The following is a 15,191-nucleotide window of genomic DNA, read 5'->3' on the forward strand; positions in this document are numbered from 1 at the left end:
ATTCCAGATTGGGGAAGTTCCGGTAGAGTTCTCGATCCGCTAGCCCATGCAGAAACTTGTAGAAGGACCCTTGGTAATAAAAACCCTCCCCGCACAATTCTCGTTTATCGACAACGAGGGCAACTAGTGCTCTTCCAATTTAGATATTAGAATAAAGGTGATTAGCTTTATAGCATGGGCCCAATCGCTACACCGTTCGTCTTGTCCGAGGTTGACCTGACAACGCTTGATCAATTAGTGAGTAAAGGTAAAGAGTCCGTTCGTAAACTGAACCGAATCAGAACCTTACAGTTTTCGCATCAGGGCCAGTCGCCTGAGCAGATCAGCACCTTATTAGGCATCAGTGTAGCGACGGTATACAATTTGCGAAAACGCTACCGAGACCAGGGAATACAAGGGGCCATTGGCGAAAAAGCCCGTCCTGGCCAGCCCCGTAAAGTCACTCAACAGGTTGAAGCACATATCACTCAAATCGCTTGTAGTGAGGCTCCTGATGGGCGAACGCGCTGGACGGCGAGCCTGATCAATGAGAAACTGATTAAGCTTGAGATTCATATTGATGACGAATCGGTGCGTTTAGTATTAAAAAAAGTAAGCTCAAACCTTGGCTCAAAAAGCAATGGTGCATTGGGCAGGTAGATGGGGAGTATCTGGCCAAAATGGAGAATGTTTTGGCCCTTTACAACCAAGAACCCTCACCGGGCAGAGCGCGATTATGCTTTGATGAACGCCCTTGTCAGTTGCTTGATGATGTGGTTGCTCCGTTACCAGTCAAGCCCGGGAAAATAGCCAAAGAAGACAATGAATATATCCGACAAGGGACAGGAGTTGTGCTGCTGGCTTACGATCTGGACAAGGGCGTCCGGTACACCCAGACGCGAAAGCAACGTACCAAAGCGGGTTATGCTCAGTTTATGGATCACATCGTGACCACGTACTATTCTCACGTTGAGTACATTGATTTGGTTCAGGATAATCTAAACACGCATAAGTATGGCTCTTTTTATGAACATCTACCATTGGCCCAAGCCCGTGTTTTAAGTCGAAAACTAGTCTTTCACTATACGCTCAAACACGGCTCCTGGTTGAACATAGCGGAGATTGAGTTTTCGGCTATGGCTCGTCAATGTCTGAATCGGCGTATTGGTAGTCTGGACGAGTTAGGTCGCCAAGTTGAACTGTGGACGGCTGAACGTAATGAGCGGTTGGTCAAAGTACATTGGAGTTTTACTGTGGCTACAGCTGAGGATAAACTCAAACGGTGGTATGAGCAGGTAAATCCGGCCAATAAGCCACTAGAATCTATTAATTAAATTGGAAGAGTACTAGTTGAAAGGGCACCGGTAGCAGTTGTTTTAGAATCAAGATACGGCGCTTATCGTCGCTGCCTACTTTAGCTGATTGGATAGGTCCTGTTTGGAAGAAGCGTTTACGCACGGCTTCTACTTGAGCTTCAGCCTCACTTAGCTGTTCTTTGCGCAAGATGATGGCGGTAACGATAAAGTGAGTGGAAACCGGTACGCCGGCGCGGCCTGGCTTAGTAAAGTCAAGGCCATTGTTTCCCCACTCATCTAGAAAAGCGATATGGTCATGCATGGCGTAGCGGACTAAATACAGGCAAGTTAATCAGTCAGCCAGTTTATATTCCCTTTCAAACCCACTCAACCAAGTTTTTTAACGAGTTGGACTGAAGCGGCAGTTAGAAAAACGTTGACTAACGTTTAGTAGCGTACTGGCGACAGTCCTTGGCTCTCGATAACATCAACCATGAATAAGGATCTTAACCAATTAATCAGTGTATACCGGCGTGTTTGGCAGTCCGTACGCTGGCAGCCTTACCCCTTCGATGAAAACATGGTCTACACATCGGATGACACCGTCATTGAGAATGTGTTAGTCCGGCTTAACCAGCTTAATCCCGCTAGCAACCCCCATCCCAGTGTGATGGAAAAAATGGCTACCGATGCCGAAGTACATTACATTGTGGTCGGTTATGACGAAGAGATGATACTCTACTGGTTTACCTACTTCCTCAAGGTAGGGGACAGTGGTTATCGTCTGTACCGCATCACTAATTTTACGGGTCCGGCGGTTAATCTATTAGAGTACGGCCACCGCTTTGGCTTACCGGAATCCTCGATGGCTGCGTTTTATATGGATGTATTTAGTCGGCTCAATGAGTGGGCTAGACTGCTGGACCTACCTTACCGATATGAGGTCGAGCTACAAGACGAGTATATGGGTTTTGAGCAAGTTGACAAGCCATCCCGTATCTTTCCTGAGCCAGACACATCCCCTACCCGTAACCGTTCATTCTGGCGTAGGTTGTGGGATCATCTGTTCCATACTTAATCCTTTATCTGCTTGAGGTGTATTTGTCGTCCCTTGCGGTACATGTACTCATCGATAGTTATCGGGCCGGGGCGCATTATATGTCGCTTCGACTAGTCAATGTGGCAAAAATGGAGGGTTTTCACGAGACGATTACACGCAGTTATAAAGGGTAAGTAACCGTGATCCTTGTCCCGTTTGCAAGTAAATGGAAGTTCCATGGCAACCGATTGAATTCATCGCCTCTCCTACCCCATATTTGACTAAACCATACATAGATTTGGATAAACCTGTCCTGTCTTGACTTCCGACCTTTGTCCAGGTAAACGTTAACTAAAAATGGACATCAAAAACAGTACGATCCTAATCACAGGCGGAACCAGCGGCATTGGTTTAGAAATGAAAAAACAGTTGTTAGCCCTCGGTGCTTCTGACATCATTATTACCGGCCGGGACGCCGACAGGCTCAGCCAGATTAAACTAGAGATTCCTCAGATCCATACTTATCAAAGCGATGTAAGTAAACCGGATGACATAAGAAACTTATATGTCTTAGTTACCAGGCAGTTCCCTAAACTTAATATCATCATTAACAATGCGGGTATTATGCGCAACCTTGATGTGAGCGACCAGAGTCTGAGTTTGGAGAATATCACAACTGAAACCGACATAAATCTTTCCGGTACCATTCGAATGGTGCATCAATTCCTTCCCCATCTCCTGACCAAGCCGGCGGCCGCGATCGTGAATGTCTCTTCAGGTTTGGCGTTCATTCCTTTTCCGGTATCGCCGATTTATAGTGCTGCCAAGGCAGGCGTTCACGCCTACACCCAGGTGTTACGGCTGCAATTAAAAGAAACCAATGTAAAGGTTATTGAACTGGCGCCACCCGCCACCGACACACCCCTGGGAGATCCTTTCATCGGATTGGTCGACAGCAGCCAAACGATGAAAACGGATAAACTAGTTAGGCTTGCCATCAAGGGCATTAGGAATGGTACCAGCGAAATCAAGCCCGGTTTGGCCAAAGTGCTAAAAGCGATGAGCCGGATTGCCCCCAATTTCACCTTAAAAATGCTTGATGCAAGTATCCAAAAAGCAAAAGCTAGAAACTGAATCCCCAATGGCGACTACAACACCGCTTCGAGTAAAGTCGATCACCGATTTCCACCGAGTGACCGGTTTGCCTTCCCCACTTCACCCGCTGATCAGTCTGGTTGACTATTCCCTCATCTGGAAGGTGCAGGCCAACAATCCAACCAGCGCCGTCTTTGATTTTTATTCGATTTCGGTAAAGCGCGACTTGAATGCAAAGCTCATGTATGGTCAGCAGCCTTATGATTTTGATGAAGGGGTTATGTACTTTCTGGCTCCCGGGCAAGTACTGCGTGTAGAAACGGTCGAAGATACGACCGCCGAGCCATCGGGTTGGCTGCTGCTGATCCATCCCGATTTTCTTTGGCACACCAGCTTGTCAAAAAGCATAAGTGGCCACGATTTTTTCGGCTATGCTTGTCATGAGGCCCTTTTTTTGTCGGAAAAAGAAGAGGAAATCATCCATGGAATCAGTCAAAATATTAGCCGGGAGATCCAGGACAATATCGATCAGTTCTCTCACCAAATCATTATTACCCAACTAGAAGGGCTTCTTGGCTATGCTGACCGGTTTTACAATCGTCAATTTATGACTCGACGGATCAACTCTCATCGTGTGCTTTCGCAACTGGAGACCTTACTGGAGGGCTATTTCAATAAAAATGAACAGCCGTTTACTGGCGCTCCGTCGGTTCAATTCGTTGCCGAACAACTCAATATGTCCCCCAACTATTTAAGCGGGTTGCTCAAAACACTGACCGGTCTAAACACGCAACAACACATTCATGAAAAACTGATCGCCATCGCCAAACAGAAGCTTTCGACAACTGACCTAACGGTAAGCTAAATTGCTTACGAGTTAGGCTTCGAACACTTACCATCCTTTAGCAAGTTGTTCAAGAATAAAACCAACCAGTCCCCGCTTGAATTTAGGCGGGCGTTTCAATAAATTTATCTATATCCAAGATCTATACATAAGAAGGATACGTCTCAGAAATGAGCGTATTAAGAGATTATTACACACATATGGTTTGGCTATTATCTACTTGTACTATCTTTCTTAGGACGCGGTCCCCGGGACAATGTTTCCTAGTTTTTTGTCCCGTCGACCGCGTCCAGTAAAAGATAGCAGGTCCAGTTACTTTATACCATGTAAACCGTACTACCAGAAAATGCAGTGTTTATCGATTTGTCCAATCACACCGGTTTCTTGAGAAACCGGCGGGTAGTCGACCATCATTTGGCCAGAGTTTTAGTATGTTTATCGGATGAATTCACCCCTTGATACCGATCTGGCGCTACTGACGCTTCAGGAAGAGCAGTTGCAATTTGACTCGTTTAGCCCCGATACCGCCTGGCAACTAGGTACGCGCTTGAAAGTGGCCGTTGAGGCCCGTGGTAAAGCCGCCGCCATTGACATTCAGTTGAAGGGGCACCCCCTGTTCTTTTATGCCATGCCGGGCACGACCCCTGACAACGTTGACTGGATTCGACGCAAGCGAAACGTAGTGCAGCGTTTCCACCGCAGTTCCTACGCTATGCGGCTGGAGCTTAGGAAAAAACAAACCAACCTTCTGGATCAATCGGGCCTGGTTTTGCGCGATCATGCCACGGCGGGTGGTGGTTTTCCCATTGTGCTACGTGGTACGGGCTGCATTGGCACTATTGTGATATCGGGCCTGCCCATGCGTGATGATCACAATATTATTGTCGAGGTGCTGGCTACATGGCTCAATCGTCCAATTAGCGAACTGGCGTTGGGGCCCGCCGAGGATATGGATAATTGATCACCTTCATTTGGAATGTTAGGGAATATATTTTGGCCTGATTAAAACTAGAGAAGACATGATGCCGGGTAAGAAACTCTACTGTTCAGGTTAGTCTGGGTCACAGCCATTCGTCCAATAGAAAGCCGAGCCACCTTTGCGGTCAATAATTGCTATTTATTGGACTCGTAACTAATTATTAATGAAAGTCTTACATTATGTTAATCGCTAAATAAAATCGTTCAGGAAAACGTCCGTATATTTTTCAGGACAACACAAATTGTGAAAATTTCTGTAACTTTTTGCTGATGCACCCAAATTGTAAATATGAAGCCTTGGACTGATGAGCAACTGAAAAAAGTGGCAGACGAGCTGGAAACGGGAATGAAGTGCTATCTGAACCGACAGACCGGTGAACTATTTGCCTTTCCCGATCCCGATCAGTTTCCTGATACCGATGCTTGGCAACAAGAGATAGACCAGGTCGAAGCCGATCCCAATGACTACCGGGAAATTACTCCGATGAGTAGCCGGGAATCGTTTCGAGTTATGGAACAATTTATTGATACAATAGACTCCCCGGCCTTCCGGCATCGGCTCCTGTACGCGCTGGATCAGACAAAGCCCTTCCGGCGCTTCAAACAACTCATTGACGAGTCAGAATACCGGCAGCAATGGTTTTCGTTCCGACAAAGCCAGACCATCGAGTGGTTGCATGAGCAACTAGCACCGGAAAGTTGATCCGCTGAACAAGAATAACTCATGGCCAACCTATCCCAAACTAATCTGCCGGATTGCTGGATCTTCGACCGAGCGCTTTTCAAATGGCAGCGCAAGACCTACGTGATTGTGGGTGTGATGGATCTGCGAAGCCGCAAATTGCTGACTTGGGATTTATTGCGGCCCCTTAAACCTAAGCCCACGGCGGCCGTACTCACTTCAGCCATGAGCACGTACGGAAAGCCACCGGCCCTGGTAGTTGGGATTGATCCGGTTTTCAAAAGTCCGGACGTTCAAGCTATCTACGCCCAGGCCGAGGTGTGGCCCGTTAATCTGCGGCAAGGCAAAGCATCGGTCAGTATTTTCATCCGAAGCTTATGGCGTAATCTGGAGTGGGAAGGGCTAAGCTGGCGTGAGCTACCTGATGAGCCAAGTTTTCGTCAGGTTGTGGCGGACTGGCTGATGCATTACAACAGCGACCGGCCCCATCAAGCGTTGGGTTATGAAGTGCCGGATGAACGCTGGCGTTCAGCACGTTATCAACTCTAACTGGAAATAAACGGATAACTACTATTGGGGGGCGCAATGCCGAATCGTACCGCCCGGCGGCCACCGTGGCGGGGCCCGGATACATCCTCACCATGTCACTGTTCCTCCAGGATAGGGAGCTATTAAGGTACATTTCTTTCTAACGAAGGTTACTCCGTCTCACTTTAGGGAGCGTTTTTTTGAAACTGTTGGGCATAACTAAAAAAAAGAGGTGGCTGGACTCTGTAGGCAAATTTCCGACTACCACGGCCGGTAGCGACTACGTTTTCATCCAGCTAGCTTACTGGTTCACATAAAAGGGCAGATTCGCCGTAGCCACCTTATTGTGGCCATCACTCACATAAACGAACAACCGATAGGCCCCTGGTTTCGCCGGAGCTTTCAACGACGCTTGGCCCTGGTTGTTGGCATGGAAGAAGGCGTTCGCTACCGGCTTTGGCTTGGCTTCATAATCACCCCCTTCACCCACCTTCGTGGGCTCGGGCAACACCTCCCAGCAGTAGCTAAGCGGATCCTGATCGGGGTCCGTGACAACGGCTAAAACCGGATAAGTGGCCCCCATCTTGACCGAAACATTTTGCACCGCCTTTTTACCGTCTAGTTGCAAGGAGTAGAGATGGGGCGCTTGGTTGGCTGGCCAATGACCGCTCCATAAATAGTGCAGAACATCCACCACTTCGGTCTCTTCTCCCTTCTCGGTAAACAGGCCATACCAGGTGGGGGTGCGTTCCTGTTTTTGGCCCCACAGGAAAACATAGGACCCTAAGCATTTATCCCGGTCTTGGTCGATGGAGGCTTCGTACCGGCTTTTGTAGACAGCCGCTTTTTCACTGCTAGTTTCTTCAATCGGCGAGTGCCAGGTAGTAGACAGACCCTCCCAGTGGCCGGTAGGCCCCCACTCGGTGACCATATAAGCCCCTGCCCAGCCAGCACCGGCAATGGCTTTGGGCAGCGTAGCCAACCCGCCATAAGTATTAACCGACAGAAAGTCGATATCGGGACATCGCTCGCGGATGTTGTCCACCAGGACTTTGTTGATGCCCGCCAGCACCGTACAGGTCGGATGGTTGGGGTCCAGGGTATGAATCATTTGGGAAATCTGATTGACGGCATCCCAAACCTTGGGATTTTTGTATTGCAGATTTAGCTCATTGCCAATGCCCCAGGCCAGCAAAGCGGGATGGTTTCTGTACGTCATGACTTCCGCCCGTAGTTTTTCCAGCTGCTTTTTTACCGCAGCCGAATCCTCATAGTTAAACCCATGCCGCTCCCGGGCTACGTCCAGTCCCATCAAGACGGTAAGGCCGTATTTCTGGGCGGTATCCAACACGGCTTGTCCGTTGGTGCTGCCCCAAGTGCGGATGGAGTTGCCTCCGTAGGCGGCAATGCGGTCGGGGTACTGGCTACCGCCTGCGCCTTGGACAAAATAGGGCTGCCCGGCTCTCAGGAGTTGAAACTGATTGCCGTTCTGCTTGACTTCTACATTGACCGGCGTTACCCTCCTGGCCGAAGGGGTAGTCTGGGCCATGCCCGTAAAGACAAAAAGCAATGCTGGGGCTAAGGTGATTATTTTTTTTATCATGATACCGGATCGTATGATGGGATGAGTGGCCATAAACCAATCGCTGGTCTTGACAGCAGGAAAGAAAGCTATTCGTTGCCCGCGAAGCAGAAGCACATTTTACTTGATTAGACTCAACTGCAAAAAGTACGAAGTGATGGCTAGTGTAACGGCTTGTTTGACCAGCGTTTGGAGAGAAGATTATTTTACTTTTTTTGTTTAGGTTGTCGTAGGTATTATGGGTTGCCGCAGCCATACCAGTACGCCTAACAGAATTAAGCAGACTAGGGCCGGTATGCCACCAGCGAGACCGCCCGGAATCTTGGTGGCATGCATGAAGACCGCTCCAATCATGATGATCAGTAAACTCATTGCGATAAAACGGGTCAAGCGCGGTACTAGAAGGCCAATGCCGCCCAATAATTCGGCTCCCCCCACGACATAAGCCAATACGCCAGGTAGTCCTAGGTTACCAAACATAGCTGCCGTGGACGACATGTCGCGTAGTTTGTTAAAGCCTGCAAAAATGAAAAATAACCCTAATACTACTTGTAGAATCCAAGCAATCGTGTTGCGAAGGGAGGCAGACATAGCTGAAGCGATTAACGTGATAAAGGTTATTTATTAATTTGAAAGATACTTAAATAAGACGACTTCAGATGTTGTATAATGAATATTGAAATGTCCAGTACGTAGGCTATTGATTGAGTTGGACAGCTATTAAAACCAGCGTTTTACGAAATAGAAAACGAATTGAAGCCTGGGCTTTAACGGCTGACAGTCTACTTCCGCTCAGTTAGTTTGGTTGGCGTTAACCCAAATTGCTTTTTGAACGCAAACGAAAAGTGCGAGAAAGATTCAAAGCCCAAACCCAGATAGATCTCTGAGGGCTTTTTGTGCGTTTCATGAAGCAGAAAATAGGCCTCCTGCAATCGTTTTTGGACTAACCATCGGCTGGGCGTTTGATTAAATAGGCGGTTGAAATCCCGTTTGAAGGCGGATAAACTACGCCCCGTCAGATAGGCAAATTGGTCGATGCTCACATTGAACTTATAGTGACGCAGCATAAATTCTTCCAGATCTATTTTCTGGGGCTTACCAAAATCAAACAGGATCCCGGCCAGTTCGGGCTGTTGCTGCAATAAAATAATCAGTAACTCTTCCTGTTTGACAGCCGTGAAGGCTTCCTCAATGTCTCCCTGATAGTAAATATGTTTTAACGAACGAATAAAATTAGGAATCAGCTTATTTTTTTTAAGCTTAATAAAGGCATCCGGCGAGGTAAACTCCATGACCGGTGGGCGATGCGCTTCCCAGAATTTTTTCAGTAACGCCTCCTCTAAACAGAGACGGATGAACCCGGTTCCATCGCTTCCTTTTGGTAAGAAATATCGGATCAACTGATACTTACGGAACAGGTAATACTCACCGGGGTTTAACACTTGGTTTTTGCTGCCATCATAGCAGTGGATACTTCCCGTCTCGATATAGACAAAGACATGATCGGGAACATACTGCTCCGGAAAGATTTTAGGTTCACTAAGCGTGGTGTTTGATTCAATTGAGGGCATTGTACACACTAGAATTTAAATGACCCTGGTCCACTTTTTAATCATCCCAAGCAAAGGAAACCCCACGTACGCCCGCATCACTAAGGTACGCTGGTTGAATTTCATTTTGCAGCTAACCGTGCGGCCAAGTTGGGCAACATATAAGTTGCAACCCGTGTATTCTCCCCCCTCATACCTCAGATCCGTTATGAATTCCATGTTTAAAAGGGGGCGGTTACGTAACTTATTATCTGGGTTTTTGGTGTCTTTTTTGAGCGTTTTTCCATCTTTTTCGTATAGCTTATTACCCCAACCCGCTAGTAATCTATCACAATAGGTGTTGCCGGATTTATAGATTTCCATTTTAGAGTCCTGGCCCTCACTCACCCATGTCCCAATTACTTCATCAGGGTTTATCTTCGCCAAAATCGATGGTTGCGCCATATCACTTGTATGGCTCATGGTAGAATGCGATGGCGACTCATACTGTCCAATGAGGCCAGAATAGCTTCTTCCTTCGTTGCAATGGGCGACCAACCCAATACGTTTCTCGCTTTGGCATTGCTCACGTTCCGGTTGATTGTCAACAAGGCAACCGACTGCTTAGCCTGCGAATTGAATAGAGCCGCTATGGATAGTAGCCAGTTGGGTAAAATACCCGTTGGGACTTTTTGCGCTACATCAGGCCGTTTGTTTTTAAGTAATAAAGCAATTTCGGGCATCGAAATCTTCCCATCGGCGGTGGCAATAAACCGTTGGCCTTTCGCGTCAGGATTGGTCATCGCTCGAATGTGTAAATCCGCTACATCCCGAATATCAACGACGTTTAGCTCAATATTGGGAATGGCTTTCATGGAGCCTGCCAATAAAAAAGTCAGTATGCCTAGACTAGGTGATTTACTGGCCCCTAATGACGGACCAAAAATCGCCACGGGATTGATCGTCGCTAATTCCAGCCCTCCCCCTTCCTGCCTGATGAAATTCCAGGCCGCTTGTTCGGCTAATGTTTTTGATTTTTCGTAAGCCGATAAGCCCTTTTCATGGGGGTCAGTCCAATCGGCTTCGGTCGTTTCCGAATTGTGTTTTTTGTTGCTAAAACCGACCGCTCCAAAACTGGACGTCATGATGACCCGTTTTACACCTGCCTTTCTGGCTGCTTTTAAGACCCGTAGTGTGCCTTCTACAGCCGGGCGTATCATTTCGTCTTCTGATACCTTTGCGTCAGCGTGCGTTGGGGAAGCGATGTGTAAAACATACTGGCAACCGTTCATCGCCTGGTCCCAGTTAGTGTCTTTCGTCAGGTCTGCTTCAACAAAAGTCAGGTTGTCAGCTGAGGTAATACCACCTGTCTTAAGCATCTCAATGACGACATTTTTGTTGTTGATTGAGCGTATCGTTGTTTTTACCCTGTAGCCTTTATCCAACAATTGCAGGATGCAATGTACGCCAAGGGCACCTGTACCCCCGGTCACCAGAACTGTAGTTGAACTTTCCATTCCAAGTAAATTTTGTTGAGGCAAAATTACCGTTTGGTCCTTCCAGGAGTTATCTTGAAAAGGCCAAAGATATTGTCTTAGAAAGTTCAGATTTATGAGGGCTTATGGGGGAGGAACAAGAAACTTGAAGGCTGTTCCAATGCCGACTTTAAAGGATGACTAATGACAGAAGCGTCGCGTAAAACGCCCGTGGCTGTTGCACAACTCCAACCGGACGGCAATCGGTTACTACTAGCTCCTTATCAGCGCCACCTTGACCCCTAAAAAACACATGATTTTGGCAGATCGAACCTTTATAGACCACAGGCAGGACCTAAATTGAGTTGTGCAACAGCCACGCCCCATTTATGAAGCAGATACATGAAGAACACTTCGTCTCACTTGTGAGGGTTTTATAAGATTACACCACATTAAATTAGATATACGACTATCCAGCGTCTTGGAGGTATAATTCTGTGCCTGGTCAAGCGGTGGCCTAGTCTCGAACAAGGAGCGGGTCGGCACTCATCAGCCACATGTCAGCCATCACCCCAAACTTAAGCTACTTCACCCCATTTTGTTGCCAGAGGCCCATACCTTGCCGTGATTTGTCCCATGAATCGCAACCGTATGGCTTTCCCCCGCTTGACAATCTGGCAACAGTGGCTAGTGCACGCCTTCCTACTCTGGCTGAGTATGAATCTAGCCGATGCCATGACGTTCTGGTATGAAGTCTATACGCACGGCAGTTATTTGATCAATTCGGACGGCTCCCCCGTCAGCGTTTGGCAACGGTTTGCCAATCACAATGGGGTTCAACTGCTTTGGCTGGTGATCTTAGGGGGCACCTTACTGATTGAGCTAAATTATCATCGGCTATTTAGGGCTCGTTCGTTGCCCACCTTCCTGCTGGTTTCCTTCGTGGCTTCAGCGGTGTTCGTCCGGTTGCTACTAGCGTTTAATCAGTGGCGATTCGAAGGCAGTACAGATCGCTTCTGGGAGCCTACCCTCACGGTCTTCGGCTACGGCATCGCGTATGCCTTAGTCCGTAGTTTTTTCAACCAACGGATCCAGCAGACGCAGCGCCAGGTGCAACAATCGCAAGCCGAGCTAGCCGCCCTGAAAGCCCAACTGAATCCCCATTTTTTCTTTAATACCCTGAACAGCCTCTACGGAACCGCGCTGCTCGAGCAGGCCACCAACACTGCCCAAAGTATCGAGCAGCTAGCCAATATCATGCGCTATACCCTCAGTGAAGCCCAGCGCGACTTTACCCCAGTGGCCAGTGAGCTGGGCTTCTTACAGGACTATATCCAGTTGCAGGGATTACGGTTGGCCCAGACCGACGCCACCCGCTTGCAGACACATTTGGTGTATGACCAATTGCCCGCTCAAATCGCTCCGTTGCTGCTCATCGCCTTCGTCGAAAATGCCTTTCTCTACGGGATCAGTACCGACCTGGATTACTTCATTGCCATTCAATTAACCATTGAAAAAGGACAGCTTGACTTGGTGGTGGAGAACCGACTATTTCCCCAGCGAACGGCCTATGGCCTGGGAACGGGGATCCATAATGCGCGGAAACGACTCGACCTGCTTTATGCCGGGAAATACAACCTGACGGCTGGACCCCAGGCTGACCGCTTCCGGGTACACTTACAGATGAATCTTCACTAAATCGAATCGACTATGTTTTTCCGAATGATCTTGTTTTCCGCTTGGCTAGCTAGCCACTCCCTTCACGCCCAGCTGACCCTCTCCGGCCAGATTGAGGGAACCAAACCCGGTGCTTCGGTATCAGTCAATGTTCCCTACGACTGCTACTATTATCCGCAGAACTCAGTCCCGGTTTCGCTTGACGCGAAGGGTCATTTTTCAACTCGGCTCACCCTGACCAAAGCGCAGATTATCTTCTTAGACTATGCGGGGAAGCGTCTTTACCTCTACGCCCAGCCAGGTCGATCGGTTTCGCTGACGGCTCACGCGCAGAGCTGGCCTGGGACCGTGCGATTTAGCGGTGAACTCGGGGCTGAAAATGCGTTCCGTCAGCGATTGGGCCTGACGATGAATCAACTCGGAAAACCAACCTGGAATGATTCACTGTCCGATCCACAACTGATTCTTCGGGCCTTGCAAACCCAGCAGCAAACCGGACTTTCCTTGTTGAAACAACAACCGAAGAAGGGGTCGCTCGCCTTTCAACAAATGACTCAAGCCGACATTACCTACTTTGCCGTCAGTAAACTCTGGGACTTGATTTGGCAAAATGGCGTGTGGACCCAAAAAAATAAGTCGGTGTATGACCGTAGCGCCTGGCAGCAAACCTTGATCACGGCCTACCAACGGGTCGATCTGTCGAATCCACTTGCCTTGAGCAGTTATGCTTATCAACAAATCATCACCTATTATCCCCGCTACCTGCAACATCAAGCCAGCACCAAAGACGAATTTGTTCCCATTGCCGAACGCGTTTTTGGCAAACCCTTTGCCCAAATTAATCAAGAGATGAAACAAAAAGGGGAGCGCTACTGGGTGTACAGCGCCCTCCAGTATGGGTTGCAAGGACGGGCTTTAGAACGGGCGCTGGCTTCGTTCTTAATTAATGGCATTGAGCAGGGTGACTTAGCCTACCAGCTGGAAGCCTACACCGATTTCAAACAGCGCTTCCCTCAAAGTCCTTACCTGCCCGATGTGCAGCAGTACATGAAGCCCTACCTGGCCAGTATTGACCCGGCTGCTAATCCGCAAGCCGATATTCAATTACTGGCCAATTCGGCGCGATTCGTAAACCTGGATTCATTGCTGGCCACCCATCGGGGCCGCGTGGTGTACGTGGATATTTGGGGCAGTTGGTGTGGCCCCTGCCGACAAGAGTTTACCTACAACCGCGCCTTGAAAGAACGCTTCAAGAACAAGCCGGTTGACTTTGTCTATGTGGCCGTTGAACACGGGGCTCAACCCGAAAAGCGGTGGCGGGAGGCGATTCATTTTTATGGGATAACGGGCCAGCATGTGTTAGCGGGTTCCGACTTGGAAGCCTATCTTCGTGGTCTGTATCCCGAGCAGGATAATCTCCGCTTCCCCTCGTATATCTTAGTGGATGCCTTGGGCCGAATCACGACGGTAGAAGCCAACCGCCCCTCCCAGAAAGAGGCGTTATATCACCAAATCGAATCGTTGTTGTGAATACAGCTGCCGTCCATTCCCTCCGTTGTATCGCGGTCGATGATGAGCCGATTGGGCTGCGTATCATCGAATCCCATGGGGCCAAAGTACCCTATTTAGCGTTAGTGGGTAGTTTCCTGAGCGCAACTGAAGCCTTGGCATATATGCAGGGTCATCCTGTTGATCTTTTATTTATCGACATTCAGATGCCGGACTTGTCGGGCCTGGAACTGGTCCGCTTATTGCCCGAGCCAGTGGTCGTCATATTTACCACGGCTCATGCGGGTTATGCACTAGAAGGTTTCGAGGTAGCAGCCCTGGATTATTTATTGAAGCCCATCAGTCTAAGCCGCTTTTTGCAAGTGAGCAGCCGGGCCTTAGAGAAAGTCACCGCCCAGAAGCGGGTCAATGAATCGGTTCAGGGTGTGGCTGCGGCTGAGTTGTTTGTCAAAACTGGGTACGACTGGAGCCGGGTTAATCTAGCCGATCTGCTGTACATTGAAGCCGATGACAATTATCTAACCTTTGTTGAGTTGGGTAAGCAAACGTTGAGCCGCATGAGCCTATCGGAGGTGCTGGCCAAGCTACCGGTCGGCGAGTACCTCCGCATTCATAAGTCGTATGTCATTGCGCTGACTAAAGTCGATAAAGTGGAGCGGCATCAAGTGAGCCTGGGGGACAAGCGGCTTCCGGTCTCGGCCAGCTACCGGGATGATCTACTGCGACGATTGGCCAAATAGGCCTTAACGAGTGGACGATAGATCATCGCTAATACTACTTCTGTTCACTTTATGTTATTTTATGAGCGTTTTTGTGCGACGCATATTTTTTAATACCTGTCAAGTGGTCCCGCAACGCGGGGCCGTCCGTCGGTGCGACCCCACTTGACAGGTATTAAAACAAGCCGTCCAGTTAAACGCCCGTTGAGGACTGGTCTGTTGATAAGCCTGGAGTAGGAAATCGTTTTGGTTATTGTCCC

General features: G+C 48.6%; 18 protein-coding genes. 12 read left to right on the forward strand and 6 right to left on the reverse strand.

Annotated features, from left to right (window positions below; translation table 11 throughout):
• The first annotated feature begins 174 nt into the window (after positions 1 to 174).
• Both CWM47_RS32420 and CWM47_RS32425 read left to right on the forward strand, forming a co-directional pair.
• Positions 175 to 639, forward strand: coding sequence for a helix-turn-helix domain-containing protein (locus CWM47_RS32420; protein WP_100992690.1), 465 nt, complete (start codon positions 175 to 177; stop codon positions 637 to 639).
• Complete coding sequence (locus tag CWM47_RS32425; RefSeq protein WP_240625991.1) at positions 627 to 1,313, forward strand: transposase; 687 nt, start codon at positions 627 to 629, stop codon at positions 1,311 to 1,313. Before CWM47_RS32420 ends, CWM47_RS32425 begins: the two co-directional genes overlap by 13 nt.
• Here CWM47_RS32425 and CWM47_RS32430 read toward each other — a convergent pair.
• The gene (locus tag CWM47_RS32430; RefSeq protein WP_100992692.1) at positions 1,306 to 1,596 is read right to left on the reverse strand and encodes a DUF3800 domain-containing protein; all 291 of its coding nucleotides are present in this window, start codon (positions 1,594 to 1,596) and stop codon (positions 1,306 to 1,308) included. The two genes, CWM47_RS32425 and CWM47_RS32430, sit on opposite strands and share 8 nt — an antisense overlap.
• A gap of 171 nt (positions 1,597 to 1,767) precedes the next feature.
• On the opposite strand from CWM47_RS32430, the gene CWM47_RS32435 reads away from it, so the two are divergent.
• From CWM47_RS32435 to CWM47_RS32460, 7 genes are all read left to right on the forward strand, one after another.
• Positions 1,768 to 2,352, forward strand: a complete 585-nt coding sequence (locus tag CWM47_RS32435) for a hypothetical protein (protein WP_100992693.1) — start codon at positions 1,768 to 1,770, stop codon at positions 2,350 to 2,352.
• Between the two features lie 318 nt (positions 2,353 to 2,670).
• Positions 2,671 to 3,447 (forward strand): SDR family oxidoreductase, encoded by a 777-nt coding sequence (locus tag CWM47_RS32440; protein WP_100992694.1) that lies wholly within the window; start codon positions 2,671 to 2,673, stop codon positions 3,445 to 3,447.
• A 7-nt stretch (positions 3,448 to 3,454) separates the two neighbouring features.
• On the forward strand, positions 3,455 to 4,273 hold the full coding sequence (locus tag CWM47_RS32445; RefSeq protein WP_317046673.1) for a helix-turn-helix domain-containing protein: 819 nt from the start codon (positions 3,455 to 3,457) through the stop codon (positions 4,271 to 4,273).
• Positions 4,274 to 4,375 carry an AraC family transcriptional regulator gene (locus CWM47_RS40085; RefSeq protein ID WP_317046742.1) on the forward strand — a complete coding sequence of 34 codons (102 nt, stop codon included), beginning with the start codon at positions 4,274 to 4,276 and terminating at the stop codon, positions 4,373 to 4,375. It begins immediately after the preceding gene.
• Positions 4,376 to 4,694: 319 nt separating this feature from the next.
• Positions 4,695 to 5,213 (forward strand): heme-degrading domain-containing protein, encoded by a 519-nt coding sequence (locus CWM47_RS32450; RefSeq protein WP_100992695.1) that lies wholly within the window; start codon positions 4,695 to 4,697, stop codon positions 5,211 to 5,213.
• 306 nt (positions 5,214 to 5,519) lie between these two features.
• Positions 5,520 to 5,933 carry a UPF0158 family protein gene (locus CWM47_RS32455; protein ID WP_100992696.1) on the forward strand — a complete coding sequence of 138 codons (414 nt, stop codon included), beginning with the start codon at positions 5,520 to 5,522 and terminating at the stop codon, positions 5,931 to 5,933.
• Positions 5,934 to 5,954: 21 nt separating this feature from the next.
• Positions 5,955 to 6,461 carry an integrase core domain-containing protein gene (locus tag CWM47_RS32460; protein WP_100992697.1) on the forward strand — a complete coding sequence of 169 codons (507 nt, stop codon included), beginning with the start codon at positions 5,955 to 5,957 and terminating at the stop codon, positions 6,459 to 6,461.
• Positions 6,462 to 6,741: 280 nt separating this feature from the next.
• Here CWM47_RS32460 and CWM47_RS32465 read toward each other — a convergent pair whose 3' ends face one another.
• The 5 genes from CWM47_RS32465 to CWM47_RS32485 form a co-directional block, all read right to left on the reverse strand.
• Positions 6,742 to 8,043, reverse strand: a complete 1,302-nt coding sequence (locus CWM47_RS32465) for a glycoside hydrolase family 2 TIM barrel-domain containing protein (RefSeq protein ID WP_206170566.1) — start codon at positions 8,041 to 8,043, stop codon at positions 6,742 to 6,744.
• Positions 8,044 to 8,241: 198 nt separating this feature from the next.
• Positions 8,242 to 8,613 (reverse strand): DoxX family protein, encoded by a 372-nt coding sequence (locus CWM47_RS32470; protein WP_100992698.1) that lies wholly within the window; start codon positions 8,611 to 8,613, stop codon positions 8,242 to 8,244.
• 191 nt (positions 8,614 to 8,804) lie between these two features.
• Positions 8,805 to 9,593 (reverse strand): helix-turn-helix domain-containing protein, encoded by a 789-nt coding sequence (locus CWM47_RS32475; RefSeq protein WP_100992699.1) that lies wholly within the window; start codon positions 9,591 to 9,593, stop codon positions 8,805 to 8,807.
• 15 nt (positions 9,594 to 9,608) lie between these two features.
• On the reverse strand, positions 9,609 to 10,034 hold the full coding sequence (locus CWM47_RS32480) for a DUF2147 domain-containing protein (RefSeq protein ID WP_100992700.1): 426 nt from the start codon (positions 10,032 to 10,034) through the stop codon (positions 9,609 to 9,611).
• Positions 10,031 to 11,068, reverse strand: a complete 1,038-nt coding sequence (locus CWM47_RS32485; RefSeq protein WP_100992701.1) for an SDR family oxidoreductase — start codon at positions 11,066 to 11,068, stop codon at positions 10,031 to 10,033. Before CWM47_RS32485 ends, CWM47_RS32480 begins: the two co-directional genes overlap by 4 nt.
• A gap of 594 nt (positions 11,069 to 11,662) precedes the next feature.
• On the opposite strand from CWM47_RS32485, the gene CWM47_RS32490 reads away from it, so the two are divergent.
• Genes CWM47_RS32490 through CWM47_RS32500 form a run of 3 tightly spaced genes read left to right on the forward strand, consistent with a single transcriptional unit; the run spans position 11,663 to position 14,952 of the window.
• Positions 11,663 to 12,724, forward strand: a complete 1,062-nt coding sequence (locus CWM47_RS32490) for a sensor histidine kinase (RefSeq protein WP_100992702.1) — start codon at positions 11,663 to 11,665, stop codon at positions 12,722 to 12,724.
• 12 nt (positions 12,725 to 12,736) lie between these two features.
• On the forward strand, positions 12,737 to 14,233 hold the full coding sequence (locus CWM47_RS32495; RefSeq protein WP_100992703.1) for a TlpA family protein disulfide reductase: 1,497 nt from the start codon (positions 12,737 to 12,739) through the stop codon (positions 14,231 to 14,233).
• Positions 14,230 to 14,952, forward strand: a complete 723-nt coding sequence (locus CWM47_RS32500; protein WP_100992704.1) for a LytR/AlgR family response regulator transcription factor — start codon at positions 14,230 to 14,232, stop codon at positions 14,950 to 14,952. The genes CWM47_RS32495 and CWM47_RS32500 overlap by 4 nt, the downstream gene beginning before the upstream one ends.
• Positions 14,953 to 15,191 lie beyond the last annotated feature (239 nt).

Origin of the sequence: Spirosoma pollinicola, assembly GCF_002831565.1 — a bacterium.
GTDB classification, from domain to species: domain Bacteria; phylum Bacteroidota; class Bacteroidia; order Cytophagales; family Spirosomataceae; genus Spirosoma; species Spirosoma pollinicola.

Bases quoted from the DNA above. Each gene is read 5' to 3' on its own strand.
- CWM47_RS32455 (WP_100992696.1), top strand. From the start codon at position 5,520: ATGAAGCCTTGGACTGATGAGCAACTGAAAAAAGTGGCAGACGAGCTG.
- CWM47_RS32440 (WP_100992694.1), top strand. From the start codon at position 2,671: ATGGACATCAAAAACAGTACGATCCTAATCACAGGCGGAACCAGCGGC.
- CWM47_RS32495 (WP_100992703.1), top strand. From the start codon at position 12,737: ATGTTTTTCCGAATGATCTTGTTTTCCGCTTGGCTAGCTAGCCACTCC.
- CWM47_RS32465 (WP_206170566.1), bottom strand. From the start codon at position 8,043: ATGATAAAAAAAATAATCACCTTAGCCCCAGCATTGCTTTTTGTCTTT.
- CWM47_RS32445 (WP_317046673.1), top strand. From the start codon at position 3,455: ATGGCGACTACAACACCGCTTCGAGTAAAGTCGATCACCGATTTCCAC.
- CWM47_RS32435 (WP_100992693.1), top strand. From the start codon at position 1,768: ATGAATAAGGATCTTAACCAATTAATCAGTGTATACCGGCGTGTTTGG.
- CWM47_RS32490 (WP_100992702.1), top strand. From the start codon at position 11,663: ATGAATCGCAACCGTATGGCTTTCCCCCGCTTGACAATCTGGCAACAG.
- CWM47_RS32450 (WP_100992695.1), top strand. From the start codon at position 4,695: ATGAATTCACCCCTTGATACCGATCTGGCGCTACTGACGCTTCAGGAA.
- CWM47_RS32480 (WP_100992700.1), bottom strand. From the start codon at position 10,034: ATGAGCCATACAAGTGATATGGCGCAACCATCGATTTTGGCGAAGATA.
- CWM47_RS32485 (WP_100992701.1), bottom strand. From the start codon at position 11,068: ATGGAAAGTTCAACTACAGTTCTGGTGACCGGGGGTACAGGTGCCCTT.
- CWM47_RS32430 (WP_100992692.1), bottom strand. From the start codon at position 1,596: ATGCATGACCATATCGCTTTTCTAGATGAGTGGGGAAACAATGGCCTT.
- CWM47_RS32460 (WP_100992697.1), top strand. From the start codon at position 5,955: ATGGCCAACCTATCCCAAACTAATCTGCCGGATTGCTGGATCTTCGAC.
- CWM47_RS32470 (WP_100992698.1), bottom strand. From the start codon at position 8,613: ATGTCTGCCTCCCTTCGCAACACGATTGCTTGGATTCTACAAGTAGTA.
- CWM47_RS32475 (WP_100992699.1), bottom strand. From the start codon at position 9,593: ATGCCCTCAATTGAATCAAACACCACGCTTAGTGAACCTAAAATCTTT.
- CWM47_RS32420 (WP_100992690.1), top strand. From the start codon at position 175: ATGGGCCCAATCGCTACACCGTTCGTCTTGTCCGAGGTTGACCTGACA.